This window comes from Leifsonia sp. 21MFCrub1.1, assembly GCF_900107895.1.
Classification (GTDB): Bacteria; Actinomycetota; Actinomycetes; order Actinomycetales; family Microbacteriaceae; genus Leifsonia; species Leifsonia soli.
The window spans coordinates 3,711,618-3,735,232 of the sequence record NZ_LT629867.1 but is presented as its reverse complement, the minus strand read 5'-3'; the positions used below and the strand labels follow the sequence as shown (position 1 = coordinate 3,735,232).

28 protein-coding genes are annotated in these 23,615 nt (G+C 72.0%); 11 read left to right on the top strand and 17 right to left on the bottom strand.

The features are described from left to right. Positions 1-6: 6 nt before the first annotated feature. Positions 7-1,194 carry a MarP family serine protease gene (locus BLW09_RS17660; RefSeq protein ID WP_089915851.1) on the bottom strand — a complete coding sequence of 396 codons (1,188 nt, stop codon included), beginning with the start codon at positions 1,192-1,194 and terminating at the stop codon, positions 7-9. A gap of 152 nt (positions 1,195-1,346) precedes the next feature. On the opposite strand from BLW09_RS17660, the gene BLW09_RS19115 reads away from it, so the two are divergent. Next, the gene (locus BLW09_RS19115) at positions 1,347-1,502 is read left to right on the top strand and encodes a hypothetical protein (RefSeq protein ID WP_172824253.1); all 156 of its coding nucleotides are present in this window, start codon (positions 1,347-1,349) and stop codon (positions 1,500-1,502) included. A gap of 22 nt (positions 1,503-1,524) precedes the next feature. On the opposite strand, the gene BLW09_RS19110 is transcribed toward BLW09_RS19115, so the two are convergent. Next, positions 1,525-1,668 (bottom strand): hypothetical protein, encoded by a 144-nt coding sequence (locus tag BLW09_RS19110; protein ID WP_172824251.1) that lies wholly within the window; start codon positions 1,666-1,668, stop codon positions 1,525-1,527. Between the two features lie 47 nt (positions 1,669-1,715). Beyond that, entirely contained in the window at positions 1,716-2,423 is a 708-nt protein-coding gene (locus BLW09_RS17655) for a copper resistance CopC family protein (RefSeq protein ID WP_089915848.1), read from the bottom strand. 115 nt (positions 2,424-2,538) lie between these two features. On the opposite strand from BLW09_RS17655, the gene BLW09_RS17650 reads away from it, so the two are divergent. From BLW09_RS17650 to BLW09_RS17640, 3 genes are all read left to right on the top strand, one after another. Then, on the top strand, positions 2,539-3,213 hold the full coding sequence (locus BLW09_RS17650; protein ID WP_089915845.1) for a response regulator: 675 nt from the start codon (positions 2,539-2,541) through the stop codon (positions 3,211-3,213). A 3-nt stretch (positions 3,214-3,216) separates the two neighbouring features. Beyond that, a complete protein-coding gene (locus BLW09_RS17645; RefSeq protein WP_089915842.1) occupies positions 3,217-4,893 on the top strand; it encodes a hypothetical protein in 1,677 nt (558 codons plus the stop codon). A gap of 330 nt (positions 4,894-5,223) precedes the next feature. Continuing rightward, a complete protein-coding gene (locus BLW09_RS17640; RefSeq protein ID WP_231946937.1) occupies positions 5,224-6,228 on the top strand; it encodes a hypothetical protein in 1,005 nt (334 codons plus the stop codon). Positions 6,229-6,260: 32 nt separating this feature from the next. Here the strand turns inward: BLW09_RS17640 and BLW09_RS17635 are convergent, their stop codons facing one another. The 4 genes from BLW09_RS17635 to BLW09_RS17620 are packed head-to-tail and all read right to left on the bottom strand — an operon-like array spanning position 6,261 to position 8,699. Continuing rightward, positions 6,261-6,917, bottom strand: coding sequence for an NUDIX domain-containing protein (locus tag BLW09_RS17635; RefSeq protein WP_089915836.1), 657 nt, complete (start codon positions 6,915-6,917; stop codon positions 6,261-6,263). 48 nt (positions 6,918-6,965) lie between these two features. Beyond that, on the bottom strand, positions 6,966-8,006 hold the full coding sequence (locus BLW09_RS17630; RefSeq protein ID WP_089915834.1) for a YihY/virulence factor BrkB family protein: 1,041 nt from the start codon (positions 8,004-8,006) through the stop codon (positions 6,966-6,968). Next, positions 7,996-8,274 (bottom strand): hypothetical protein, encoded by a 279-nt coding sequence (locus BLW09_RS17625; protein ID WP_089915832.1) that lies wholly within the window; start codon positions 8,272-8,274, stop codon positions 7,996-7,998. The genes BLW09_RS17630 and BLW09_RS17625 overlap by 11 nt, the downstream gene beginning before the upstream one ends. Continuing rightward, on the bottom strand, positions 8,271-8,699 hold the full coding sequence (locus BLW09_RS17620; RefSeq protein ID WP_089915830.1) for a phage holin family protein: 429 nt from the start codon (positions 8,697-8,699) through the stop codon (positions 8,271-8,273). The genes BLW09_RS17625 and BLW09_RS17620 overlap by 4 nt, the downstream gene beginning before the upstream one ends. 86 nt (positions 8,700-8,785) lie before the next feature. On the opposite strand from BLW09_RS17620, the gene BLW09_RS17615 reads away from it, so the two are divergent. From BLW09_RS17615 to crcB, 3 genes are read left to right on the top strand one after another with little or no spacing between them, the layout of a single operon-like run. Further along, on the top strand, positions 8,786-9,310 hold the full coding sequence (locus BLW09_RS17615) for a universal stress protein (protein WP_089915827.1): 525 nt from the start codon (positions 8,786-8,788) through the stop codon (positions 9,308-9,310). Beyond that, the gene (locus tag BLW09_RS17610) at positions 9,310-9,753 is read left to right on the top strand and encodes a fluoride efflux transporter FluC (protein WP_089915823.1); all 444 of its coding nucleotides are present in this window, start codon (positions 9,310-9,312) and stop codon (positions 9,751-9,753) included. The genes BLW09_RS17615 and BLW09_RS17610 overlap by 1 nt, the downstream gene beginning before the upstream one ends. Then, the gene (gene crcB / locus BLW09_RS17605; RefSeq protein WP_089915819.1) at positions 9,750-10,127 is read left to right on the top strand and encodes a fluoride efflux transporter CrcB; all 378 of its coding nucleotides are present in this window, start codon (positions 9,750-9,752) and stop codon (positions 10,125-10,127) included. Before BLW09_RS17610 ends, crcB begins: the two co-directional genes overlap by 4 nt. Positions 10,128-10,163: 36 nt before the next feature. Here the strand turns inward: crcB and BLW09_RS17600 are convergent, their stop codons facing one another. Further along, on the bottom strand, positions 10,164-10,526 hold the full coding sequence (locus tag BLW09_RS17600; RefSeq protein WP_089915816.1) for a nuclear transport factor 2 family protein: 363 nt from the start codon (positions 10,524-10,526) through the stop codon (positions 10,164-10,166). 46 nt (positions 10,527-10,572) lie between these two features. Between BLW09_RS17600 and BLW09_RS17595 the strand changes: the two genes are divergently transcribed. Beyond that, positions 10,573-11,076, top strand: a complete 504-nt coding sequence (locus BLW09_RS17595; protein ID WP_089915813.1) for a hypothetical protein — start codon at positions 10,573-10,575, stop codon at positions 11,074-11,076. Here BLW09_RS17595 and BLW09_RS17590 read toward each other — a convergent pair whose 3' ends face one another. Next, positions 11,077-11,529: a MarR family winged helix-turn-helix transcriptional regulator gene (locus BLW09_RS17590; RefSeq protein WP_089915810.1), complete on the bottom strand. Its 453-nt coding sequence runs from the start codon at positions 11,527-11,529 to the stop codon at positions 11,077-11,079. 122 nt (positions 11,530-11,651) lie between these two features. On the opposite strand from BLW09_RS17590, the gene BLW09_RS17585 reads away from it, so the two are divergent. The 3 genes from BLW09_RS17585 to BLW09_RS17575 all read left to right on the top strand — a co-directional run bounded on the left by BLW09_RS17585 (position 11,652) and on the right by BLW09_RS17575 (position 15,401). Further along, positions 11,652-12,857, top strand: a complete 1,206-nt coding sequence (locus BLW09_RS17585) for an MFS transporter (RefSeq protein ID WP_089915808.1) — start codon at positions 11,652-11,654, stop codon at positions 12,855-12,857. Between the two features lie 48 nt (positions 12,858-12,905). Continuing rightward, entirely contained in the window at positions 12,906-13,841 is a 936-nt protein-coding gene (locus tag BLW09_RS17580) for a hypothetical protein (RefSeq protein ID WP_089915804.1), read from the top strand. Positions 13,842-13,931: 90 nt separating this feature from the next. Further along, positions 13,932-15,401: a chaplin family protein gene (locus BLW09_RS17575; RefSeq protein ID WP_231946935.1), complete on the top strand. Its 1,470-nt coding sequence runs from the start codon at positions 13,932-13,934 to the stop codon at positions 15,399-15,401. A gap of 111 nt (positions 15,402-15,512) precedes the next feature. On the opposite strand, the gene BLW09_RS17570 is transcribed toward BLW09_RS17575, so the two are convergent. The 8 genes from BLW09_RS17570 to ptsP form a co-directional block, all read right to left on the bottom strand. Further along, positions 15,513-15,797, bottom strand: coding sequence for a ParB family protein (locus BLW09_RS17570; protein WP_089915798.1), 285 nt, complete (start codon positions 15,795-15,797; stop codon positions 15,513-15,515). 137 nt (positions 15,798-15,934) lie between these two features. Next, entirely contained in the window at positions 15,935-16,975 is a 1,041-nt protein-coding gene (locus BLW09_RS17565; RefSeq protein ID WP_089915796.1) for an NAD(P)/FAD-dependent oxidoreductase, read from the bottom strand. After that, on the bottom strand, positions 16,972-17,499 hold the full coding sequence (locus BLW09_RS17560) for an isoprenylcysteine carboxyl methyltransferase family protein (RefSeq protein ID WP_089915793.1): 528 nt from the start codon (positions 17,497-17,499) through the stop codon (positions 16,972-16,974). The genes BLW09_RS17565 and BLW09_RS17560 overlap by 4 nt, the downstream gene beginning before the upstream one ends. Further along, complete coding sequence (locus BLW09_RS17555; RefSeq protein ID WP_089915790.1) at positions 17,496-18,686, bottom strand: type III polyketide synthase; 1,191 nt, start codon at positions 18,684-18,686, stop codon at positions 17,496-17,498. The genes BLW09_RS17560 and BLW09_RS17555 overlap by 4 nt, the downstream gene beginning before the upstream one ends. Positions 18,687-18,785: 99 nt before the next feature. Then, the gene (locus BLW09_RS17550; protein WP_089915787.1) at positions 18,786-19,958 is read right to left on the bottom strand and encodes a mannitol-1-phosphate 5-dehydrogenase; all 1,173 of its coding nucleotides are present in this window, start codon (positions 19,956-19,958) and stop codon (positions 18,786-18,788) included. Beyond that, entirely contained in the window at positions 19,955-20,392 is a 438-nt protein-coding gene (locus tag BLW09_RS17545; protein ID WP_089915784.1) for a PTS sugar transporter subunit IIA, read from the bottom strand. The genes BLW09_RS17550 and BLW09_RS17545 overlap by 4 nt, the downstream gene beginning before the upstream one ends. Then, the gene (locus BLW09_RS17540) at positions 20,389-21,906 is read right to left on the bottom strand and encodes a PTS mannitol transporter subunit IICB (RefSeq protein WP_089915780.1); all 1,518 of its coding nucleotides are present in this window, start codon (positions 21,904-21,906) and stop codon (positions 20,389-20,391) included. The genes BLW09_RS17545 and BLW09_RS17540 overlap by 4 nt, the downstream gene beginning before the upstream one ends. Beyond that, positions 21,903-23,612: a phosphoenolpyruvate--protein phosphotransferase gene (gene ptsP / locus BLW09_RS17535; RefSeq protein ID WP_089915777.1), complete on the bottom strand. Its 1,710-nt coding sequence runs from the start codon at positions 23,610-23,612 to the stop codon at positions 21,903-21,905. Before ptsP ends, BLW09_RS17540 begins: the two co-directional genes overlap by 4 nt. Positions 23,613-23,615: the final 3 nt, after the last annotated feature.

The following is a 23,615-nucleotide window of genomic DNA, read 5'->3' as shown; positions in this document are numbered from 1 at the left end:
AGCGTGTCAGCCCGCCGAGCACGCCCCGGAGCTGATCGGAGCGGAGCCGACCGACGACAGCACCGGCCGCAGCTCGGCGAGGGTGAGCGCGTATCCGGTGTCGGGGTTCGTCGCACTGCGGGCGAACACGACCCCGGCGACCCGACCCTGGGCGTCGAGCAGCGGGCCACCCGAGTTTCCGGGGCGGACGACGCCGCGCAGCGAGTAGATGTCGCGGTCGACCGAACCGCTCTGGTAGATGTCGGTGCCGCGCGCCATGACCCGGTCGCGCACCCGCTGCGGTGAGACGGTGAAGGGTCCGTTGCCCGGGTACCCGGCCGCGTAGGCGGCGGCGTCGGCGGTCAGGTCCGGACCGATGTCGAGCGCCGGAGCGGTCAGGTCGGTCACATCGAGCACGGCGAGGTCGCGCGACGGGTCGAACGCGACGAGGGTCGCACGCTCGACATCCTGACTCCCGGACATCCGGACCACGACGGAGGACGAACCGGCGACCACGTGCGCATTGGTCACGACCCGGCCGCGCTGCACGACCCAGCCGCTGCCCTCGGAGTCGACCCCGCACGCCGGCTTGGAGGCGAGCACGGTGACGACCGACTGCTCGGACGCCGAGACGGCGGCCGGGACGGAGCCGTCCGGTGCCGGCACCGCCTTGATGGTCTCGGCACCCGCGAACACCTGGGGGAGCCCCGCTCCAGCGAGGGCGTCGTCCACCGCGCCGAGGACGGTCGACGACGGCAACGGCGCGATGCTGTTGAGCGTGGCGACCACCCGCGACGAGTTGGCCGCCTGCACGACCGTCGCCAGGCTGGTCGCCATCGCGAAGCCGGCCAGCAGCCAGACGACGACCGCCCAGGTGGCGAGCCCGAGCACGGCGCCGATGAGGGAGTCCAGCCAGCGGATGGGGCCGTGCCGCAGGAGTCTGCCGATGATGCTCGCCAGGGCGCCCGCGATGGCGTAGACCACGCCGGCGCAGACGATGATGACGACGGCCGCGACGACGGACCGCTGCGTGACGCCCCCGAATCCGGAGGCCGCGAACCAGCCGACGACGATGGGGGCGATGGTCAGCCCCAGCCAGAGACCGAGACCCAGGCCGACGAGCGTGCCGGCCGAACGGATGGCGCCCTTGCTCCATCCCGCCGCGATCGCGAGGATGCCGAGCACCACGAGCACGACGTCGACAACGATCTCCACGCGGCTTACCCTGCCCCACAAGACTGGATGCCCGCTCAACCGCGGCCCTGCGGGAGCTGGCGATCAGCTGTCTGCCCCGGCGGCCTGTCGGCCCGGGCGACGCAGGTCTACCGTTCGAGGCTCCACCGCATCCCGAGACGAAGGAGCACGTCATGTCCGGTTCCCGACCAGGCGAACCACTCGCGAACGGCGACGACGAGCGCGAAGACCTCGACGCGGGTGAGCGTCAGTACACGAGCGCCGACCTGACGGCGCACGACCCGGAGCACGGACAGCTCGAGGAGGCCGGAGAGGGCGAGGAGCCCTAGCCGTTGGGAGTGGGCGGCCCGCTCAGAGGCGGCCGTCCTCCTCATCGCCGTCGTCGACGGCGTCCGGCCCCGGCTGGGGAGCCGGCACGATGTCCGGATCCATCTGCTCCTCCGGCACGACGTCCGGGAAGGATTCGGTCTGCTGGTCGGTCGGCTGTCTGCCCATGCGCGAACGCTACGCCCGGAGTTCCCGGCCCGAAAGCCCCGTCCGCGTCAGAGATCGTCGTGAGAACTCTCGAAGCGCGCGTCGGCGTCCGGTGCGGACGGGCGGCGCCGCCGGGCGGTCAGCAGTACGATCACGACGCCGATGACCGCCAGCACCACGATGACGACGGCGATGCCGATCACGAGTCCGAGGTCGGTGCCGGAGGCCTGCGTCGTCGGCTGCGGCGTCGATGCTGCGGCAGTCGCGCTGGGGCCGCTGCCCGCCCGCGCGGACGGCGACGCCGGCTCCGTGGTCGCGGGTGCGCTCGCCCCCGCGGCTCCGCAGGCGGCGGCCTCCGAGCCCGCGGACGCCGGGGTTCCGGCCGGCGGCTGATACGTGAACGCGTAGGACGACGAGACGGTGTGCCCGTCGGCCGACACGATCTGATAGGTGACGGTGTAGCGGCCGGCGCCGCCCAGGGCGACCGGTGCGCTCAGCGCGGTGTCGGCGACGGTGGCGCATCCCGTCTCGAAGTGGCGGGTGCCTGCATCGGGACCCGTGACGGTGAGCAGATTGGTCGATCCCGTGCCGGAGAGGTCCAGCACTCGATCGTTGAAGGTCACGGTCACCGTCGTGAGCGCTGAGGTCACCGTGGAGCCGGCGGCCGGGTCGCTGCCGACGACGTAGTCGTGAGCCGATGCCGCCGCTGCAGGAGCGAGTGCGAGGGCGGCGGCCGCGGCGATGCCTGCGGCCGCGGCGAGCAGCCGGGTCGTCATGCTCAGAACCCTACGCCGCGCTGATCCGGGCCTCCCGTGATCGGAGGGCGGACGGACCACAACGGGGGTCGCCGGACCAGCGGGAACGCCGGGCGTGTCGCGTTATTCTGACGGGATGGACGAGTCTGCGCGGGCGGTGGGGAGCACCTGGCTCCGTCGCGCGCTCGTCGTCGAAGATCACGCCCTGATGCGTTCCCTCGTCTCCGATGCCTTCCGTGCCCGCGGATTCGAGGTCGCGTCCGCCGAATCCGCCGTCGAGGCCCTCGCGCTGGCCGATTCCTTCGACCCGGACCTGCTGGTGACCGACATCGACCTCCGGCAGCGACCGAACGGGGTCGAGCTGGCGACCATCCTGCGTGCGCGCGCCCCGCACGTCGCCGTCCTGTTCCTGAGCAACCTGTCCCGCGAGGCCGCCTCCTCGCACGCGCACAGCACCGTGGCGGGGGCGTCCTTCGTCAACAAAGCCGCCGTCGAGTCGGTCGACGAGCTCGTGGATGCGGCGGAGGCCGTGCTGGCCGACCGGCCCGTCTCCCGCGACCTCACCGCTTCGGACGCCCAGGCGCGCCTGCTGCGCCTGACCGCGGCGCAGCTGGAGACCACCCGGCTGCTGGCCGCCGGCCTGTCGAACGCTGAGATCGCCCGGCGGAGAGGCGTCTCGGTGCGCGCCGTCGAGAAGAGCGTCGAGCGGGTGTTCGCCGCGCTGGGGCTCGGCGGCGAGCGCTCGACACCCCGTGTCGCGGCCGCAACGCTGTACACGACGACGTTCGGCGATCCCTCCTCGGGGCTCTGAGCCGTGCTGCAGACGAACGTCCGCCGCTCCGTCGCCCGCGTCTACGGGCCGTCGGCGATCACCGTGTGGTCGTGGCTCATCACACTTCCCTTCGCGGTGACCGTGATGTCGGGGCTGCAGTACGTCGAGGGCGGGCCTCTGCAGGTGCTCGCGGTCTCCGCTCTGGCCCACGGCATCCTCGGCGGCGTCCTGCTGGCCGGCGCCGCTCTGCTGCGCCCGGTGCGCGGGCGAGCCCGGCCCGTCGTGGTGTTCCTGATCTTCGCCGTGGCGGGCGGACTGCGGCCGATCCTCTTCCTGGAGGCGGGCGGCCTCCTCTCCATCCCGGTCGTCCCGGGCGACCTGGTCGGGCGGATCGCCATCAACGTCGTCGCGCTCGTCGCGGCGCTCTCCCTGATCGCCGTCGGTGTCGACCTCGTCCGGGAGCACCGCGGCGTGTTCCGGCGGCTCCGGTCGGCGCAGCGGGCCTCGCAGCGCGACGTCGAGAGCGCAGCGGAGCGGCTCCGGGAGCTGCGAGCGGGCACGGTGGACGATGTCGTCGCGGCCCTCGAGGAGGCCGCCGCATCGGCCGCATCCCGACCGATGGAGCCGAGCGCGGCCGCCTGGATGCTGCGCAGGCTCGCCGAGGACGTCGTGCGGCCGGCGAGCCACCGCGTCTATGCCACTCCGGCACCGGACGAGGCCGCAGAGGTCTCGGCCGCAGGGGCGCGGGAATGGTCGGCCTCCGTGCTCGGCGGGATGCGCGCTGCTCCGCCGCTCGTGACCGCCGCCCTCTTCTCGGCGCTGGTGGTGCCGTTCGGGGTGCTCCTGTTCGGAGCGGTCAGCGCGCTCGCGATCGCCGTGGGCTTCGTGGTGCTGCTCGTGGCCAATGCCCTCGTCGCCCGGCTCCGCCTGCCGCACCATCCCGTCCCGAGACTGCTTCTCCTCGGCGGCGCATACGCCGCGGTCGGGGTGCTGCTGACGCTCAGTGGCGAGACGACCCTCCTCGTGGTGGGGGTGCGGCCCGAGGCAGTCTGGTTCGAAGTGCTGACCTACCCCCTGATCGCCCTGTCGGTGGCGTTCGTCGTCTCCCTCGCCGTCCGGACGCGACTCGATCAGGCGGAGCTCGAGACGGCACTGCAGTCGAACGTCGCGGCGGCTGCCCGCATCCGCGCGGAGTACGAGCGCGAGCGCGCGTCCCTCGCCCGCCTGCTGCATGCCGGCGTGCAGTCGGAGCTGATCGCCGGGGCGCTGTCGCTGACGGCCTCCGCGGGCCCGGGCGATGCCGGTGCACGCATGGCAGAGATCGTCGGTCGCGCGCGCGACGCCCTCCGGGGCCCGCATTCGGAGCCGGGCGCCGCCGAGCAGGTGCGGACCCTGCTCGACAGCTGGTCCTCCGCCATCGACCTGACCGCGAGGATCGGCGACGGCGCCTGGGAGCGGCTGGGGGACGCGTCGCGGTCCGCCGCGGTCGTCGACGCGATCTCGGAGGGGCTGGCGAACGCTGTGCGGCACGGCGACGGCTCGCCTGTCGCTCTGGAGCTGCGCCCGGCCGACCCCGGAGGCGTCGAGGTCGTCGTGCGCTCGGGCGGAGTGCTCGCCGCGTCGGAGGCCGGCATCGGCCTGAAGCAGCTCTCGGAGCGCGGGACGGTCGCGCTGCGCGAGCGGTCCGGGCGTGTCGAACTCGCTGTCGCCATCCCCTGACCGGATGCTGAACGGCCGGTCGTGCCAGCCGTATCCCGTGGCTGCGCGATCCCTTGCGGCGCCTAGGTTCTCAGAGGACGGACGACGTTGCCGACCCCGGTCCCGGATGGGGGCCCCTGCGTGACCCGAACGCGCGGGAACGGCCCCCGGCCGGGATCTATTCGTCTGCATTGATGGAACATCCAGCCGGAATCGGGTAGAAAGGATCGGTACGCTTTCGCGCCCCACCCCCCTGGCGCGAACATCCGTCCGTCTCGCCAAGGAAGTACCAGCAGCTTGCCCCATCCCACTCCCTCAGTGCGGCCTCGCCGCAGTCTCAGGGCACCCGTCGTGGTGGATGTGGAGCAGCAGCCCGACTTGTCGGACGACCCGGTCAGCGCGTTCACGACCGCCGAGGAACTGACGGCGACGCAGACCTTCCCCAGCCGCCGCGCACGCCTCGAGGCCGAGCGCAGCAAGCCGGCGAAGCGCGAGCGCGTCATCGTGCGGCCGACCCGCGACGGACGTGACGCCACGACCGTCGCCCGCGCAGAGCGTGCGGCCCGGCCTCCGCGCCGCACCCGTGCCGTGCGACCGGCGCGTCCGGCCCGCAACGAAGGCCGCCGCTGGGGCGTCCACGCCGTCGTCATGCTGGCGCTGGCCGCCTTCTTCGGCACCGCGGCGCTCCCGGCCTACGCGACGACGGGCGAGGGCTCGACGGTCGGCGCAGCGCGCACCGCACTGGCGGTGCAGACGCTGACCGGCGGCGGTGTGACCCAGGTGGTCGCCCGCGACGGCCTCGACATCCAGGAGAGCCCGCAGGCGCTCGACTCCACCACCAACTCGACGGTGTCTCCGACGGTCCAGGCGCTCGCCGTGCAGCTCATGGGTGCTGTCGCAGCCGGCCGGCTGGTCGGCTCGACGCCCAACCACATCCCCGAGATCGCCGACCTCGCCGAGGGCCGGGCGGTCCCCGGCTGCGGCGTCGACTACCGCGTGCTGCAGGCGATCTCGATCGCGCTGGACAACTTCAACCAGGTGGGCGTCAGCGACATCAACCGTCGCTGCACCGGCCAGATCGAGGGAGCGGGCACCGAGTCGGCCCACTACGCCGACGGCGGCGGTCACGCCCTCGACTTCTACCTGCTCAACGGTTCCCCGCTCACCGGCGGCGACGCGAAGTCGGTCCAGCTGATCAAGATCCTCGACCCACTCGTGCCGGACGGCACGGGCCTCGGTCAGATCGGCTGCCGCTCCTCGATGGACCTCACGAACTTCAAGCCGTTCGACGACACGTGCAACCACCTGCACATCGACTTCCTCAAGTCGGCCGGCTCCGCGCTCCGCTACGGCTGATCCCGGCCCCGACGGACCGACCCCCTCCGCGCTCAGCCGAAGAGGGTGAGCGCCGCCCACTGCAGCAGGATGACGGTCTTGCCGTCGACGATCCGGCCGTCCGCGACCAGCTGGAGGGCCTCGTCGTAGCCGATGACGACCGGCTCGATCTCCTCGCCCTCCTCCTCGACGCCTCCGCCGCCGGCGACGTCGGCGGGCACGTAGGGCGCGGCATAGAAGTGCACCCGCTCGGTGACCGACCCCGGGCTCATGTAGAGGTCGAAGAGGTGCGTCAGCTCGCCGATCCCCACGCCGAGCTCCTCGGCCGCCTCGCGACGAATGGCGTCCTCCGGTGAGTCGCCGTCGAGCAGACCGGCAGCCGACTCGATCAGCATCCCGTCGGAGTGCCCGTTGACGTAGGCCGGGAAGCGGAACTGCCGCGTCAGCAGGAGCGTGCGGCCGATCGGATCGTAGAGCAGCACGGTCGCGCCGTTGCCGCGGTCGTAGGTCTCGCGCGCCTGCGTCGTCCACTCGCCGTCGCGTCCGCGGTAGTCGAAGGTGGTGCGGCGGAGCACGTGCCAGCCGTCGGAGGTGACCTCGACGTCCTGCACGCGGACATCCGGGTTGCCGGAGAGGTCGAGGCCGGTCCGGTGGAGACCCGTGCGCCCTCGGCTGTCGGGCTGGTCGTGTCCGGGTCGTCGGTCGCTCATGCTCTCGAGACTAGCGACCGCTCCGGCCGCGACGGCCGTGTCCGGGCGTCAGCGGTAGCGGCGGCGGAGGTCCCGCGCGGCCAGGATGTCCCCGGCGTGCGCCTCGCGCGCCTTCAGGACCGCCTTGTCCGACTTGAGCGGAAGCCGCAGCACCTCGTCCGCCTCGATGCCCGCGACGAGCTCCCGTGCGCGCTCGACCTCCGAGTCGAGCTCCGCGCCCAGCAGGAGCGCGTTGTTCGCGATCCAGATCCACAGCAGGAAGACGATGATGCCGGCGAGGGCCCCGTAGGTGCGGTCGTAGTTGCCGAAGGTGCCGACGTAGAAGGCGAACAGCGCCGAGGCGATGCCGAGCACGACGATCGCAGCGAGCGAGCCGGGGGTCAGCCAGCGGAACCGCGGGTGCTTCACGTTCGGCGTCGCTGCGTAGAGCACAGCGAGGAGCAGCACGAGGACGATGACGACGATCGGCCAACGGAGGATCGACCACGCCACCTGGAAGGCCTCGTCGAGCCCGATCAGGCTGCCCAGGAAGGATGCGATCGGTCCTGACACCACCAGCAGCAGGGCGAGCAGCGAGATCAGCACGAGGGTGAGCAGGGTGACACCGAGCTGGACGGGTCGGAGCACGAGCGCCGTGCGACCCTCCGGGACCCCGTACACGCGGTTGAGAGCCCGGCCGAAACCTCCGACGTATCCCGACGCTGACCACACCGCGCCGACGATCCCGATGACGAGCGCCCAGCCCGTGGCGGGGGAGGACGCGAGGCTCTCGATCGGACCCTTCAGCACGTCGGTCATCCCGGGCGCCAGCTCGTTGACCATCCCGAACAGAGCGTCGATACCCGCCTGGCTCTGGCCGACGATGCCCAGCATGCTCACGAGCGCCAGGAGCGCCGGGAACAGCGACAGCACGGCGAAGTACGTCAGTCCGGCGGCGAGGTCGGTGCACTGGTCGGTGGTGAAGCTGCGCATCGTCCGCTTGAGGATGAACCCCCACGGCAGCCGGTACCAGGGCAGGCTGCGGTGATCCTCGATCCGCCTGACCGCCTTCGCCCGATCGCTCCCGACGCCGCCGTGGTCAGCCGGCACGCCCGCGTCTCCGCAGCAGGAGGGCGGCGATCCCGGCCGCGGTCCCGGTCAGAGCCAGGAAGAGACCGGCGAAGAAGGCGGGATGCGACCGGATCTGCACACGGATGTTGAAGGTGGCGAAGAGGTCGTCGAGCGTGCTCGCGAGCTCCTCCCTGGTCACCTCGAGGTCGAGTTTGAGCGAATTGATGCCCGCGCCCTTGGGCAGCGGTGGGCGTCCGGCAGGGCGCTGTCCCTGGCGGCTCACCGATGGCGTGGTGTCCGAGGTCACGGCTGCTCTCCCTTCAGTGCTTTGGCGTCGGCGCTCAGTTCGCTGCCCAGATCGTCCGGCACCGGCGGCACGCCCTTCTTGAGGCTGCGCCACCCGATGAGGCCGAGGACGACGCCGATCAGGAGCAGGATGGCCGCGACGATGAGTGCCGCCAGCCACGCGGGGAGGATGAGCGCGAAGCCGAGGACGGCGGCGGTCACCAGAACGGCGAACGCGAAGAACAGGAACAGCAGGGCTCCGACGAGCAGGCCGGCGCCGATCCCGGCCGCCTTCGCCTTGGCGGCCATCTCCGCCTTGAAGAGGGCGATCTCCGACGCGACGAGGCGGCGCAGCTGGGCGACGAGATCCTTCGTCAGCTCAGGGAGCGGACGGAGTCCGCGAGTGGTGCGGCGGCGCTCGCGCGGCAGCGGTGGCGTATGGGCCATCGGATCGGGCTCCCTTCAGACGCTGTATGGCCGAACGTACCCCACCCCTCGGTACGAGTGAACCCGCGATGGTGCACACTAGGGACATGAACGGCAATGCGCTCTCCGGCCAGGGAGGCATCCTGGTCGCCGTCGTCCCCGGTCAGCCGGTCGCTGTGCTGGAGGAGGCCGCTCGTCTCGCGGACGATCTGGACGTTCCGCTCGTCTGCGCCAACGTCGATACCGACCGGTATCTGGTCTCGAGCTATGTCGACGGGACGGTCGTCGCGCTGCCGTACGACCCGGACCTCCCCGAGACGGAGGAGGCCCGGTTCGACCCGGACCTGGAGGCGCACATCCGCCGGTTCCTGGACGGCCGCGGCATCCCGTACGTCTTGCAGCAGCTGGCCGGAGACCCCGCGTGGTCGCTGTCGCGGCTGGCGGACGACATGGAGGCGCGGTACATCGTCGTCGGGACGCGCGAAGCGGGCCTGCGCGGCAGCCTGCGCGAGTTCTTCAACGGGTCCGTCGGCGTGCATCTGGCGCATCGCCAGCATCGGCCGGTCGTCGTCGTCCCGCTGAATCCGGTGCCGGGGGCCCAGAAGCTCCCGTGGGAAGAGTCCCCGGCCTAGTGGCGGCCCGCGGCCCCGCGCCCGTGCACCTGCACTGGCGCTCGATCCTGCTCGTGTTCGTGGGCGGCGCCCTGGGCGCGGCCGTCCGCTATTTGCTCACGCTGTCGGTGCCGCCGATCGCGGGCGTGCCGCTGATCACCTTCCTCATCAACGTGACGGGCGCCTTCGTGCTCGGCTGGCTGCTGCAGTCGCTCGCCCTCCGCGGGCCGGATGAGGGCCGCCGCCGCGACCTCCGGCTGTTCGTCGGCACCGGCATCCTCGGCGGGTACACCACGTACAGCTCGCTCGCGGTGGACACGGACGGGCTGATCGCCGCGCAGAGCGTCGGCCTCAGCATCCTGTACGCCGTCGCAACGGTCGCCGTCGGCGCCCTGGCGTCTGTCGCGGGCATCGCCGTGGCGTCCGGCGTCGCGCGCCGCCGGGCCGGGAGGAGCGGCCGATGACCGCGCTGCTCGTCGTTGCCGTCGCGGCGGCCGGAGGACTGGGGGCCGTCGCCCGGCTGGTGCTCGACGGCGTCCTCAAGGCGCGGGTGCGGGTCTCGTTCCCGCTCGGCACGACGGTGATCAACGTCACCGGGTCGTTCCTGCTCGGGCTGGTGACCGGGCTCGCCCTCGCCCACGGCCTGCCGCCGGAATGGCGCGCCGTGCTCGGGACGGGGTTCCTCGGCGGCTACACGACGTTCAGCACCGCGAGCTACGAGACGGTCCGCCTGGCGCAGCAGCGACGGTACCGTGCCGCGCTGTTCAACGGCGTCGGGATGCTCGTGCTGGCGCTCGCCGCTGCCGGGCTCGGCCTGTGGCTGGGCCAGCTCGCCTGACGCCCATCGGCTCCGGCTCCGGCTCCGGCTGGAGCGTCAGTCCTGGTCGGGCTCCTGCTCCATCCACCACTCGGTGAACTCCTCGGCCCGTCCGTCCTCCGCCAGCCGGATGATCCACAGGTTGCTGTAGATCGGTCCGTCGCGGTAGTCGGTCACGCCCTCGACGAAGTACACCGGGCCGTCCTGGCCGAGGAGCCGCCACTCGAAGGTCGCCGCACCCGGATCGTCCTGGGCGTCGAGCCAGCCCTCCACGATCTCGATGTGGCCGTCCCAGGGCTCGGCGAAGGGTTCGGTGCGGTAGCTCGCGTCCTCGGTGAACAGCGCGCGGATGTCGTCGGGCCCGTTGCTCTCCCATGCGCGTCGGTAGCGGTCGATCCAGGTGGTGAGCGCGTCGGCCATGTCCCCGTTATACGCCCTGCCCGGAGGGCACCGCTACGCTGGCGCCATGGAGGAGCCGTTCGCGTCGTGGTCGGAGTTCAACGTCGCGGTCGCCGGGGCGGGGGCCGCCCTCGGCGGATTGCTGATCGTCGCGCTCTCGGTCAACATCACGACCATCGCGGAGTCCCGCGGCCTTGCGGCGCGCGCCGGGGCATCCATCGCCGGCCTGATCCTGGGGGTCGCGCTGTCGTGCGCCGCGCTGATCCCGGGCCAGGGAGCGGTCGGCTACGGCATCCAGGTGCTGATCGGCACGGCCCTGTGTGCCGTCGTGGTCGTGCGCTCGGCGCTCGCGGTGCAGCGGGATGCGGCCCAGACCGGATTTCGCCGGTACACCGCCGAGCGGGTCGCGCTGTTCGCGATCCCGCCCGCGATCTATGCCGTGGCCGGGGTCGTGCTCGTGCTGGCGCCGGCGCTTCCGCTCGGGCTCATCCTCGTGGCCGTCGGCACCATCCTGGCCATCGTCACGACCGTGCTGTTCTCGTGGGTCGCGCTGGTGGAGGTGCTGCGCTGATCAGGCCGGCTGCGCGCTGAGCTGGGGGAGGGCATCCACCAGCGGGGCGAGCTCCGGCACCTCGCGGGCGCCGTCGAGGGCGCGGGACAGCGCGGCGTCGTGCACCGGGCGAGCGGTGTCAAGCAGACGGTGCCCGTCCGACGTGAGCTCGGTGTAGATGCCCCGGCGATCGTCGTCGCACAGGATGCGGGTGAGCAGTCCGCGATCCTCGAGGCGGTTCACCAGCCGAGTGGTCGCGCTCGGGCTGAGGGCGCTCGCGCGGGCGAGCTGCTGCATGCGCATGTGCCAGCCGTCCTGGCGGGCGAGGGCGTCGAGGACGGTGTACTCGACGACGGAGAGCTGCACGCCCTTGCTGAGCTCGCGTTCCAGCTCGGCCTCGATGTACCCGTGCAGGGCCGCCAGCGTGCGCCAGCCGTGTGCGCGCACCTCCACGGCGTCGTCGGCGATGCCCATCGCGCACCCCTTTCCGGTCGTCTGCACACGCGGACTTGCGTCAAGTAGTTGCACGTGCAACTATTTATAGCGCGTCTGCAACTAACAGACTAGCGCACCACCCCATCCCGAAGGAGACATCCATGCCCGCTGGCCTGATCGCCCTCGCACTCGGAGGGTTCGGCATCGGACTCACGGAGTTCGTGATCGCCGGCCTCCTGCCCGAGGTCGCCGCCGACTTCCACGTCGACGAGGCGACCGCCGGATGGCTCATCTCGGGCTACGCGCTCGCGGTGGTCGTCGGGGCGCTGGGGCTCACCGCCGCGGCCACGCGCATCCCGCGCAAGGCTGCGCTGCTCGGGCTGATGGTCCTGTTCGTCGTGGGCAACCTGCTCTCGGCCATCGCGCCGGACTACGGGGTCATGCTCGCCGGGCGCATCCTCGCGGCGCTCTGCCACGGTGCCTTCTTCGGCATCGGGTCCGTGGTCGCCGCCGGCCTCGTCGCACCCGAGAAGCAGGCGCGCGCCATCGCCGTCATGTTCACCGGGCTCACCGCGGCCAACGTCCTCGGCGTGCCGTTCGGCACCCTGCTCGGCCAGGCCTTCGGCTGGCGGTCGACCTTCTGGGCCATCACGGTGATCGGGGTGGTCGCGATGATCGGCGTGGCCCTGCTGGTGCCACGCGATGCGGCAGACCGGCCCGCGGCCGGTCTGCGCGGAGAGCTGTCCGCGTTCCGCTCCGGGCAGGTCTGGTTCTCGCTGATCGCGACCGTGCTCGGCTTCGGCGGGATGTTCGGCGCGTTCACCTACATCGCCTACACGCTCACCGGCGTCTCGGGGTTCCCCTCGTCCGCCGTGCCGTGGCTCCTCATCCTGTTCGGCCTCGGCCTGTTCGCGGGCAACTGGGTCGGCGGCCGCCTCGCCGACCGGTCCATCGACGGGACGCTGCTCTGGCTGCTCGGCGCCCTGGCCGTCGTCCTGGTGGGCTTCGCGCTGGTGGCGGGGATGCCGGTCGGCGCCGTGATCGCGCTCGTGCTCATGGGGGCGTTCGGCTTCGCGACGGTGCCGGCGCTCCAGCTGCGCGTCCTCTCCTACGCGTCCCACGCGCCGACCCTGGCCTCCGGCGGCAACATCGCGGCCTTCAACCTGGGGAACGCTCTGGGCGCGTGGCTGGGCGGGCTCACCATCGCTGCGGGCCTGGGCTACACCTCGCCGCTGTGGGTGGGCGCCGCGATGACGATCGGAGCTCTCGTCGTCGTCGCGATCGCGGCCGCCGCATCCCGGCGTCGGCCGTCGCCCGCAGAGAGCGCGGATCGCGCGAACTCCGAGGCATCGCTTCCGTTCTCGTAGACAGGGGAGTACAGTCCACTCTGTCTCGAACGGTCAGGGGGTGATCGTATGCCGGATGCTGCTCCGCAGCTGCACCCGCGCCACGTCTCCCCTGCGCGCGTGCTGATCGGCTCCTTGATCGCCGGCGCCGGACTGACCGTCCTCGGCTTCCTGATGGGCGGATCACCCGCCTCCGCGGCCGAACCCGCACCGCCGTCGACACCCGTCTCCACGGTCGTGTCGAACACGACCGGCGCCGTGGGCGACCTGCTCGGCTCGGTGACATCGGCCGTCGCGCCGGCTGTGCCGGAGCCGGTCCAGCAGGTCGTCTCCGCCGTGGTGACCCCGGTCACCGACACCGTCGACCGGGTGGTCGACCAGGCGCCGGTGTCGAGCACCGTCGATCCGGTGGTCGAGGCCGTCGACCAGGTGGTCGCACAGGTGCCGATCGTCGGCGACGTGCTGCCGCCCGCCCCCGTCTCCTCGGTCACGCAGCCGGTCACCGGCGGCGTCGACCAGGCGGTGTCGGATGTCGTCGGCGTGGTCGACACGGCCGTGGCGCCGCTGACACCGGCCGCCGCAGTGCTTCCCGTACCCGACCCGGGCGCCACGGTGTCCGCCGGTGCGGACCTCCTCGCCTCGCTTCTCACGCCCGGACAGGCGGCCACCCCGGCCGCCGCCGTTGCGGTGGTCGGGGGCTCTTGGCTCCTCGCCGCCGTCTCTTCCTCGGCCGCGGGCGGACTCGGCGTCGGCCTGTCCGGCGCGGGCTCCGGCGGAGCGCCGGGAGGCGTGCCCGGAGGTGCGCCCGGCGGTGGACTGCCCGGTGGCGGGACCGCCGGCACGACCGGTGGTTCCGGCGGCCAGGGCGGAGCCGCGCCCGGCGCGGCCGCAACGGCCGACGGCTTCTTCCTGCCCGGCTCCGCGTGGAGCGGGCGCATCGGCGCTGTCGCGGACGACCGCATCCCCGCGGCTCCCGTCGCCGATCACGACATCAGCCCCGACTGAGTGGGTCGCCGCTGCCTGCGAGGCAGCACGCGACCATTCGCCCCGGCATTCCCCTGCCCGGGCGCAGACACTCATTCGAAAGGCTCGATCATGAACAAGTACGTATCCAGAGGGATGTGGTTCACCCTCTGCGTCGGCGGCCTGTGGCTCGCCGGAACGGCCGCGGCCAACGCGGCCGAGGCTCCCAGCGACGGTGTCGCGAGCGGCGACCAGGCGGTCGTCGGCGTCACGGTTCCTGTGTCCATCGCGGGCAACGGGATCTCGGTCCTCGGCGACTCGACCAGCACCGGCTCGACGGCAGCGGCCCCGGCCGCGCCGACGGCTCCGTCCGTCTCCATCTCGCCCGACGCGATCGGCGGGGTTCTCAGCGGTGACCAGGCGGCCGCCTCGGTCAGCGTGCCGGTGACGGTGGCGGGGAACGCGGTGAGCGTTCTCGGCGACACGACCAGCTCGGGCTCCGAATCGACGGCCGCGCCTGCTGCATCCGATCCGGCGGCGAGCGCGACCTCGGCCGGTGCCGATGGCGTCGCGTCCGGCATCCAGGCGCCCGTCGCCGTGGACGTCCCGGTGACCGCCGGCGGCAACGCCATCTCGGTCCTCGGCGACGCCGCCTCCAGCGGCTCGTCGGCCACGGCGCCCGCCGCGGGCTCCGGCTCGTCGGCCACGGCGTCCGGCTCCGGATCGGGTGGCGGACTGCTCTCCGACATCCAGGCTCCCATCGGGGCCGCCGTGCCGGTGACGGCTGGCGGTAACGCGATCTCGGTGATCGGCGACTCCCAGACCTCCGGTTCGGAGACAACGGCTCCTGCCGCGGGAACGGGCACCACGGCGACCTCGGGTTCGGGGTCGGATGGTGGCCTCCTGTCGGGGGTTCAGGCTCCGATCGATGCTGCGGTTCCGGTGACCGCGGGTGGCAACGCTGTCTCGGTGGTCGGTGACTCGACCACGTCGGGTTCGGACACGGCGGCTCCGGCTGCCGGGAACGGCACCACGGCGACCTCGGGTTCGGGGTCGGATGGTGGCCTGCTGTCGGGCGTTCAGGCTCCGATCGATGCTGCTGTTCCGGTGACCGCGGGTGGCAACGCCATCTCGGTGGTCGGTGACTCGACGTCGACGGAGTCCTCCGCCAGCGCTCCGGCGACCGGCGGCGGCAGCGCGGACGGGGGCAGCACGGACGGCGGCATCGGGGTCGGCGGCATCGACCTCCCGGTCGGTGTGGATGTGCCGGTGACCGTCGGCGGCAACGCGATCAGCGTCGTCGGCGACAGCACCACGACCGGCTCCACCACGACGCCGACGACTCCGACCGGCCCGACCGATCCGACCACCCCGACGACGCCGACCACCCCGACGACGGGTGGCACCGGCGCCGGAACGGTGACGGCATCCGTGGGCGGGGCGATGTCCCTGGCCGCCGGCAGCGGGTCGGGAGCTGCGGCTCTCGCCTCCACCGGTTCCGACGAGCTGGGCCTGGGTGCCGTGGGTGCCCTGCTCGCCCTCCTCGGAGTGATGCTGGCGTTCGTGTCCGCCACCCGGACGCGCCGCCACCACACCCGGTGATCGACGCCCGCTGACCGCGGGTACGACGCTTCCCGGCACGACGACACTCCCCAGCCGTCGTCGTGCCGGGAGCTCGTCGTGTGCGGAAACAGTGGTGCGTGCCCTGCGGGGTCAGAAGCCGATCGGTCGCCCGGGCGTCAGGGGATCGTCGTTGCCCACGAACGCCTTGCCCTCGTTGTAGGCGATCTCGCGACGCTCGACCTCGGCCAGCAGGGCCTTGTTCAGCATCTCCGACCAGCTGGAGTCGCGCTCGTCGAACGAGGTCTGACGGTAGGCGGCCCGCGCGCGGTTGCGCATGGCGTCGGTCAGATAGAAGGTCACCGTCGTGCGCTTCCTGACCCCCTGCTGTCCCGGAGCGGTCGCGTCGTCCACGGGGCCAGATGCGGAGGAGTTCATGTCTCACCTTTCGGCATATCCGATGTCGATGCTCGATTCCAGATACTAATCGGTCTACCCACGCGCAGACCACTGTCCACAGGTGTTACGCATGCTTTAAATGCCCGAGTATGCAGGCATGAGGTCGCAAAACCCGATCAGTGGGAGAGGCGCTCCACGATGGAGCCGAACAGCTCAGGACGCCGGGCAGCGGTCGGCACGATCCGCGGGCGGAAGCGCGAGCGCGCCGCCACGACCAGAGCCGAGGTGAGCACCCGGAAATCGCGCGTGGTCGTGCGCCAGGCCCGCTCGTACTGCTCCGTGCTCCCCATCGTCACCGCAGCGACGGCGGCCCGCGCCTGAGCGAAGCCGACGCGCATCCCCTCGCCGGTGAGGGCGTCCACATAGCCGGAGGCGTCGCCCGCCAGCAGCACACGCCCGGAGGCCCGCGACCGCGCCCGCTGGAGCAGGGGGCCCGCCCCGCGAGGGTCGGTCACCACGGCGGCGCCCTGCAGGCGCTCGGCGAGCTCCGGGATGCCGGCGATCACCTCATCCACATCGAGGGGCCGTGAGCCCAGCACGGCGACGCCGACCAGCTTCTCGTCGACCGGTGTCACGTAGGCCTCGGCGCCCGCCGACCAGTGCACCTCCACCAGCGAGGTCCACGGCTCGACGGCGAAGTGCTTCCTCAGCCCGAACCTCCGCCGTGTGCCCGGCTGCGCACGCCCGTCCAGCCGGAGCATCCGGCGGACCGGGGAGTGGAGGCCGTCGGCGGCGATCACCCACGGAGCGCGCAGGGTCTCGCCGTCGCTCAGGGTCAGCTCGACGCCGTCCGCATCCTGGCTGAGGCCGGTGACCTTCGCGTGGATGCGGTGGGCGCCCAGCTCGGACGCCCGCTCGGCCAGCGCCTGATGCAGCACGGTGCGCCGCACGCCGCGGCCAGGGCGCTCCGCGAAGCGGTGCTCGACTCGCGATCCCGCGTCGATGTACGCGACCCCGTCCAGCCGTCGTCCCGCCGGATCGACGCCGATCCGGTGCAGTGCGGCCAGCGCGCCCGGCATCAGGCCCTCGCCGCACGCCTTGTCGATCGGCCCGACCCGCGGCTCCACCACGACGACCTCCAGGCCGTCCACACGGGCCTCGATGGCGCAGGCGAGCCCGATGGGTCCGCCCCCGACCACGACGACCTGAGCGTTCATGCGCGTGCGGGGGAAGCGAGTACGGTCGCGAGCGCCCGGTTCTCGCAGCGGATGCGCACGACGAGCAGCCAGGCGTTCAGCACGGTGAACACGAGAGCCGTGATCCAGGCCGTGTGGACGAGCGGCAGGGCGAACCCCTCGACGACAACGGCGACGTAGTTCGGGTGCTTCAGCCAGCGGTAGGGGCCGCCCGTCACGAGCGGCAGGTCGCGGACGACGATCACGCGCGTGTTCCAGCGGGGGCCGAGGGTGGCGATGCACCACCAGCGCAGCGCCTGGCTGGCCAGCACCAGCACGAGCATCGGCCAGCCGAGCCAGGGCAGGAAGGGCCGGCCGGCGAACCAGACCTCCGCCAGGCAGGCCAGCAGCAGCCCGGTGTGCAGGGCCACCATCGGCGGGAAGTGGCCTCTGCCGAACTCGACGCCGCCCCGGGCGAACGACCACTTCGCGTTGCGGGTGGAGACCACCAGCTCGGCGATGCGTTCGGCGCCCGTCGCGAGGACAAGCACGGTGTACCAGATCACGGGACCGGGTCGATCATGGCGGCCGCGGGCAGCGCGGCGGGCGCGGTGGATGCGGCGGGTGCGGCGGGGACGGCCGCCTCGACGGCGGCGGGCACGGCTGCGACGGAGTCGGCGCGGTTCGCCCCGTCCGCCCAGCGCAGCAGGACGAGCTCGCTCGTCACCCCCGGCCCGAGCGCGAACAGGAGCCCGACGGTCCCGGCGGGGTGCGCATCCAGCTGTTCGGCCAGCACGTGCAGCACCGCGGCCGAGGACAGGTTGCCGACGTTCGCCAGTGAGCGCCAGCTGGCGTCGAGCGCGCCGTCGGGGAGGTCGAGCGCCTGCGAGAACGCCTCGAGCACCTTGGGTCCGCCGGGATGCGCGGCCCACGCGCCCACGTCGGACACCTCGAGATCGTGGGCGGCGAGGATGCCGCGGGCGTCTCCGGCGAAGTTGCGCTCGATGACCTCGGGCACGCCGGCGCTCAACACGATGCGGAACCCGGTGCCGCCGATGTCCCAGCCGATCACATCGGCGGTGTCGGGGTAGATGTGGCTGCGCGAGTCGACGACGTCGGGGCCGGCGAGGCCCAGCCGCTCGGCACGCCGGTCGCCGACCATGACCACGGCCGCGGCGCCGTCGCCGAACAGACCGCTCGCGACGATGTTCGCCATCGAGTCGTCGCTCGCCTGCACGGTCAGCGAGCACAGCTCCACGGACAGCAGGATGGCGACCTCGTCCGGGTGGCCCGCGAGATAGTCGTTGACGCGGGCGATCCCGGCGGCGCCGGCGACGCATCCCAGCCCGAAGCTCGGGAGGCGCTTGACGTCGGTGCGCAGGCCCAGCCGCGACACCAGCTGTGCGTCGATGGAGGGTGCGGCGATGCCGGTCACCGACGTGAAGAGCAGGAAGTCCACGTCGGTGGGCGCGAGACCGGCGGAGGCGAGGGCCGCCGTCACCGCGCGCTCGGCGAGGGTCGTGCCCTCGGCGATGAAGAAGTCGTTCGACTCCTGGAACGACGCCAGCGAGCTGTACCGCTCGAGGGGCATCACGAGACTGCGCGTCTGCACCCCGGAGGAGGCGTGGATGCGGCGCATCACCTGCTGCCTGGCAGGGTCCGACGTGATCATCGCGAGCAGCGCCGCGGTGATCTCCCCCTGGCTGTAGCTCCGGGCGGGGAGCACCGGGGCCACCGACACGATTCGGCTCACATGCGAAACGTACCACCCGCTCCGCACGCTGTGATCTGCGGGTGGCGGATACCCAGGAGGGGCGGCCGGGCGGCGGGGGAAGCCGCCCGGCCGCAGCTCTCAGAGCGCCGCGTCCAGGCGCTCGCGCTGGGCCGCGGCGACCGTCTCCACGAGCGCGTCGTGGAGCGGTTCGCCTGGCCCGACGCCCATGACCTCTTCGACGATCGCGGCGGGCTCCGCCTCGTCCAGCAGCTTGAGGAGTTCGACGCTCTGGGTGTCCTCGGGCACGTCGAAACGCAGGGCGGCGCCGACGGCGGCGATCAGGGCGGTGGGGATGCCGCCGACGTGCTCCGCGTAGTCGGACGCCGGGCCGATGAAGCGGTCGTTCCTGCCGAGCTTGCGGATCGGCTCGCGCCCGACCCGGGTGACCTCGTCGACCAGGTAGGGGTTGGCGAACCGGCCGAGGATCTTCGCGCGGTAGGCGGCGAGCTCCTCCTCCGGCAGCCCGTGCTTCGCGGTCAGCGCCGCGGAGGTCTCGCGCAGGGCGGCCTCGGCGGCCTCCCGAACGGCGGGGATCGCGATCGCCTCGCTGATCGTCGTCGCCCCCTGCAGGAAGCCCGTGTACGCGACCGTCGCGTGGCCCGTGTTGACCGTGAACAGCTTGCGCTCGATGTACGGGCCGAGCGAATCGACGAAGTGGGCGCCGGGGATCTCCGGCGCGTGCCCGCCGAACGGCGAGCGGTCGACGACCCACTCGTAGAACGTCTCGACCGTGACGTCGATGCCGGCGTCCGCGGCCTGCGCCGGCACGATGCGGTCGACGGCGGTGTTCGCGAACACCGCGCGCGCGGCCAGCTCTTCGCGGGTGTCGTCGTCCGGGAGCCCGTCCATGAGCTCCGCCGCGAGCAGGTCGGAGGCGCCGATCGCGTTCTCGCACGCCATCACGGCGAGCCGCGGGGCGTCGTCCGACCGGGCTGCCAGGCCGCGGGCGATCACGGGGGCGACGAAACGGAGGATGCGCGGACCGACCGCCGTCGTCACCACGTCGGCGGAGGCGATCTCGGCGACCAGCGCGTCCTCGTCCGTCGCGCTGTTGATCGCCCGGAACCCGGTGACGGTCTTCGTCTCCGAGTCCTCACCCACCAGGTGCACCCGGTACGAGTCGGCCGCCGCGAGGGCGTCGATCAGCTCGGCGTTGACGTCCGCGAACACGACCTCGTACCCGGCTTCGTGGAGCAGGAGCCCCACGAAGCCGCGTCCGATGTTGCCCGCGCCGAAGTGGACGGCCTTCACTCGTTCACATCCCCCAGCAGCGCGAACAGCGCGTCGGCGTCCGGGGCGTCGAGCAGCCGCTGCACGTCGTCCTCCTCCGAGAAGAGGATGGCGATCTTCGACAGGATCTCGAGGTGCTCGTTGTTCTGGCCGGCGATGCCGACCACGAACCGCACCTCCTCGCCGCCCCAGTCGAGGGGCGAGGAGTAGCGGAGGAAGGAGAGCGCGGACCGCTTGATCTCGTCCTTGGACTCGTTGGTGCCGTGCGGGATGGCCAGGCCGTTCCCCATGAAGGTGGAGACGGTGTTCTCGCGCTCCTGCATCGAGTCGACGTAACCCGGTTCGACGGCGCCCGCTGCGACGAGCAGCGCACCCGCCTCCCGGATCGCGTCCTCCCGTGTGGTCGCGGTGCCCGCGGCCACGACGTTCGCCCGGTCGAGAATCGTGTCGGTCATTTGCTGGCGTCCTCCGTGGTTCGCTGGTTCTTGACGAGGTCGACGACCTCGTCGTACTTGGGGCTGTTCATGAAGTTGTCGACCGAGACGTGGATGGAGTCGGGCGACTGGCCCTTGGCGCGGTCGGTCAGCTGCTGCTGGGTGATGACGAGATCGGCCGTGCCGTCGAGGTTGCTGATCGCCTGGTTCGTGACGGTGACCCCCTCCACTCCGGCCTTCTTCATCTTGTTGCGGAGGACCGATGCTCCCATGGCGCTCGAGCCCATGCCAGCGTCGCACGCGAACACGATGTTGCGCACCAGTCGATCGGTGGCGTCGCCCTGCGCGTCGCCGGTGTCGTGCTCGGCCTCGTCGACGAGGCTCCCCAGCACGGAGGACGACTTGCCCTTGTTGGCCTCGGTCTGGGCGACGGCGGCCGAGAGGTCGCCCGCGTTGCCCGCGAGGAGGTCGCGCTTGCGGCTCGACCGGAGCACGATCGCCGTGAACGTGAACGAGACCGCGGCGGCCGCGACGATCGCCAGTGCGATACCGAGCATGTCGGGCACGGGGGCTTGGGCGAAGATCGCGAACACCGATCCTGGAGCGGCCGGCGCCCGCAGACCCGTCTGGAAGGCAACGTTCACCGCGACGCCGGTCATGCCGCCGAGGATGGCGCCGATGATGAGGATCGGCTTCATCAGCACGTACGGGAAGTAGATCTCGTGGATGCCGCCGAAGAACTGGATGATGAACGCGCCGGGAGCGGCCGCACGCGCCGCACCGAGGCCGAAGATCGCCCAGGCGAGCAGGATGCCGGCACCGGGGCCGGGGTTCGTCTCGATGAGGAACAGGATCGACTTCCCGGCCTGCTGCGACTCGAGCGTGCCGATCGGGGTGAACACGCCGTGGTTGATCGCGTTGTTGAGAAACAGCACCTTGCCCGGCTCGACCAGGATGCTGACCAGCGGGAGGAGGTGGACCGACACCAGCCAGTCCACGCCGGCTTCGAGCGCCTTGCTCAGGCCCTGCACCAGCGGGGCGATGCCGAAGAAGGCGCCGATCGCCAGGAGGAACCCGAGGATTCCGGCGGAGAAGTTGTTGACGAGCATCTCGAAGCCCGCCTTGATCTTCCCCTCCCAGATGCGGTCGATGACCTTCATGAGGTAGCCGCCGAGCGGGCCCATGATCATCGCCCCGATGAACATCGGGATGTCGGTGCCGACGATGACGCCCATGGCCGCGATGGTGCCAACGACGCCGCCGCGTACGCCGTAGACCAGGCGACCGCCGGTGTTGGCGAGGAGGAGGGGGAGCAGGTAGGTGATCATCGGGCCGACGAGGCTGGCGATGTCCTTGTTGGGGAACGGTCCCTTTTCGATGAAGAGCGCCGTGACGATGCCCCACGCGATGAATGCCGCGATGTTCGGCATGACCATGTTCGAGAGGAACGTGCCGAAGCGCTGCACGTGGACACGCGCTCCTGCGGACTTCTTGGGGGCCGACGCCGTCGTCGACGTCTGTGTCGCCGATGTCATTGTGGTGCCTCGTTTCTGTTGTCGGGGGCTGGTGAGGTGAATCGGTCGGCGGCCTCGCGGACCGCCGCCCGGGCTTCGGCCGCGCCATCGGCGGCCAGGGCTGTCTCGGCCAGGGAGCGGGCCTGGCCGAGGGTGTAGCGCTTGAGGGAGAGCCGCACGTCGGCGATCGCCGCGGGCGACATCGAGAGCGTCGTCGCGCCGAGGCCGACGAGCACGACGGCGAGCAGGGGGTCCGCCGCCGCCTCTCCGCAGATGCCGACCGGCTTGCCCGAAGCCGCGCCCGCCGCGCCGACCTCGCCGATGAGGCGGAGGACGGCCGGATGCCACGGGTCCTGGAAGCCGGCGACCGAGCCGAGCAGGCGGTCGGCCGCGAGCGTGTACTGCGTGAGGTCGTTGGTGCCGATCGACGCGAAGTCCGCGATCTGCAGGATGCGGTCGGCGAGCAGGGCCGCGGACGGGACCTCGACCATCACACCGACGGTCTTCAGGCCGTACTCCCGGCCGAGCTCGGTGAAGTAGCGGGTCTCCTCGACGGTCGACACCATCGGGGCCATCACCCAGAGGTCGGCGTCGGTCTGCGCGTCCGCCTCGGCGAGTGCGGTGAGCTGCTCGCGGAGGATGTCCTCGTTGGCGCGCAGCGAGCGGAGCCCGCGCAGGCCGAGGGCCGGGTTGTCCTCGTGCGCGTCGTTGAGGAACTCGAGCGGCTTGTCGGCTCCGGCGTCCAGCACCCGGACGACCACCTTGCGGCCGCCGCCGAAGGCGCTGAGCAGCTTCACGTACTGCTCGCGCTGCTGGGCGACGTCGGGTGCCAGGCGCTGGTCGAGGAAGAGGAACTCCGTGCGGAACAGTCCGACGCCCTCGGCACCTGCGGCCAGCGCGTCCTCCGCGCCTGCGGCCGAGCCGAGGTTGGCGAGCAGCGGGACCGGCGTTCCGTCGGCCAGCGCACCCGGCTCGACGCCGCCGGCGAGGGCGGCGGCGCGCTCCTCGATGCGACGGAGCGCGTCGGCGCGCTGGGCGTCGGTCGGCGAGACGGTGACCGTGCCGGCCGCCGCATCCACGACGACCTCGTCTCCGTCGGCCAGGCGACCGGCCTCGGCCGCGCCGACGACGGCGACGATCGACTTCTCCCGCGCGAGGATGGCGGTGTGCGAGGTCGGACCGCCCTCGACGGTGACGAGCCCGAGAACCTTGGTCAGGTCGAGCAGGGCCGTGTCGGCGGGGGCGAGGTCGTGCGCGACCAGGACGAACGGGGTGTCCGACTGCGGGACTCCGGGCGCCGGCTTGCCCTCGAGCGCCGCGACCACGCGCTGGGAGACGTCGTCGAGGTCGCCGGCGCGCTCGCCCATGTAGCCGCCGAGCTCTTTGAGCATGTCGCGGAAGACGGCGAAGCCCTCAAACACGGCCCGCTCTGCGGTCTTGCCTCCGTCGATGCGCGTGGCGACGTCATCGGCGAGGGTCGAGTCCTCCGCCATCATCGACTGCGCCTCCAGCACGTCCGCCGCGGTGCCCTGGACCGTGGATGCGCGCTCGCGCAGGTCCGCGGCGACCGTGGCGACGGCCTGCTGCACCCGGGCCTTCTCCTCGTCGGGGGTGCGGGTGCTCGGCTGGTCGGACGGCTCGGGCAGCGGGGCCGACATCCGGAGGACGGGCCCGACGGCGACGCCCTGGCCGATGCCGGCGCCGGTGAGGATGTTCGTGTCGCTCATGAT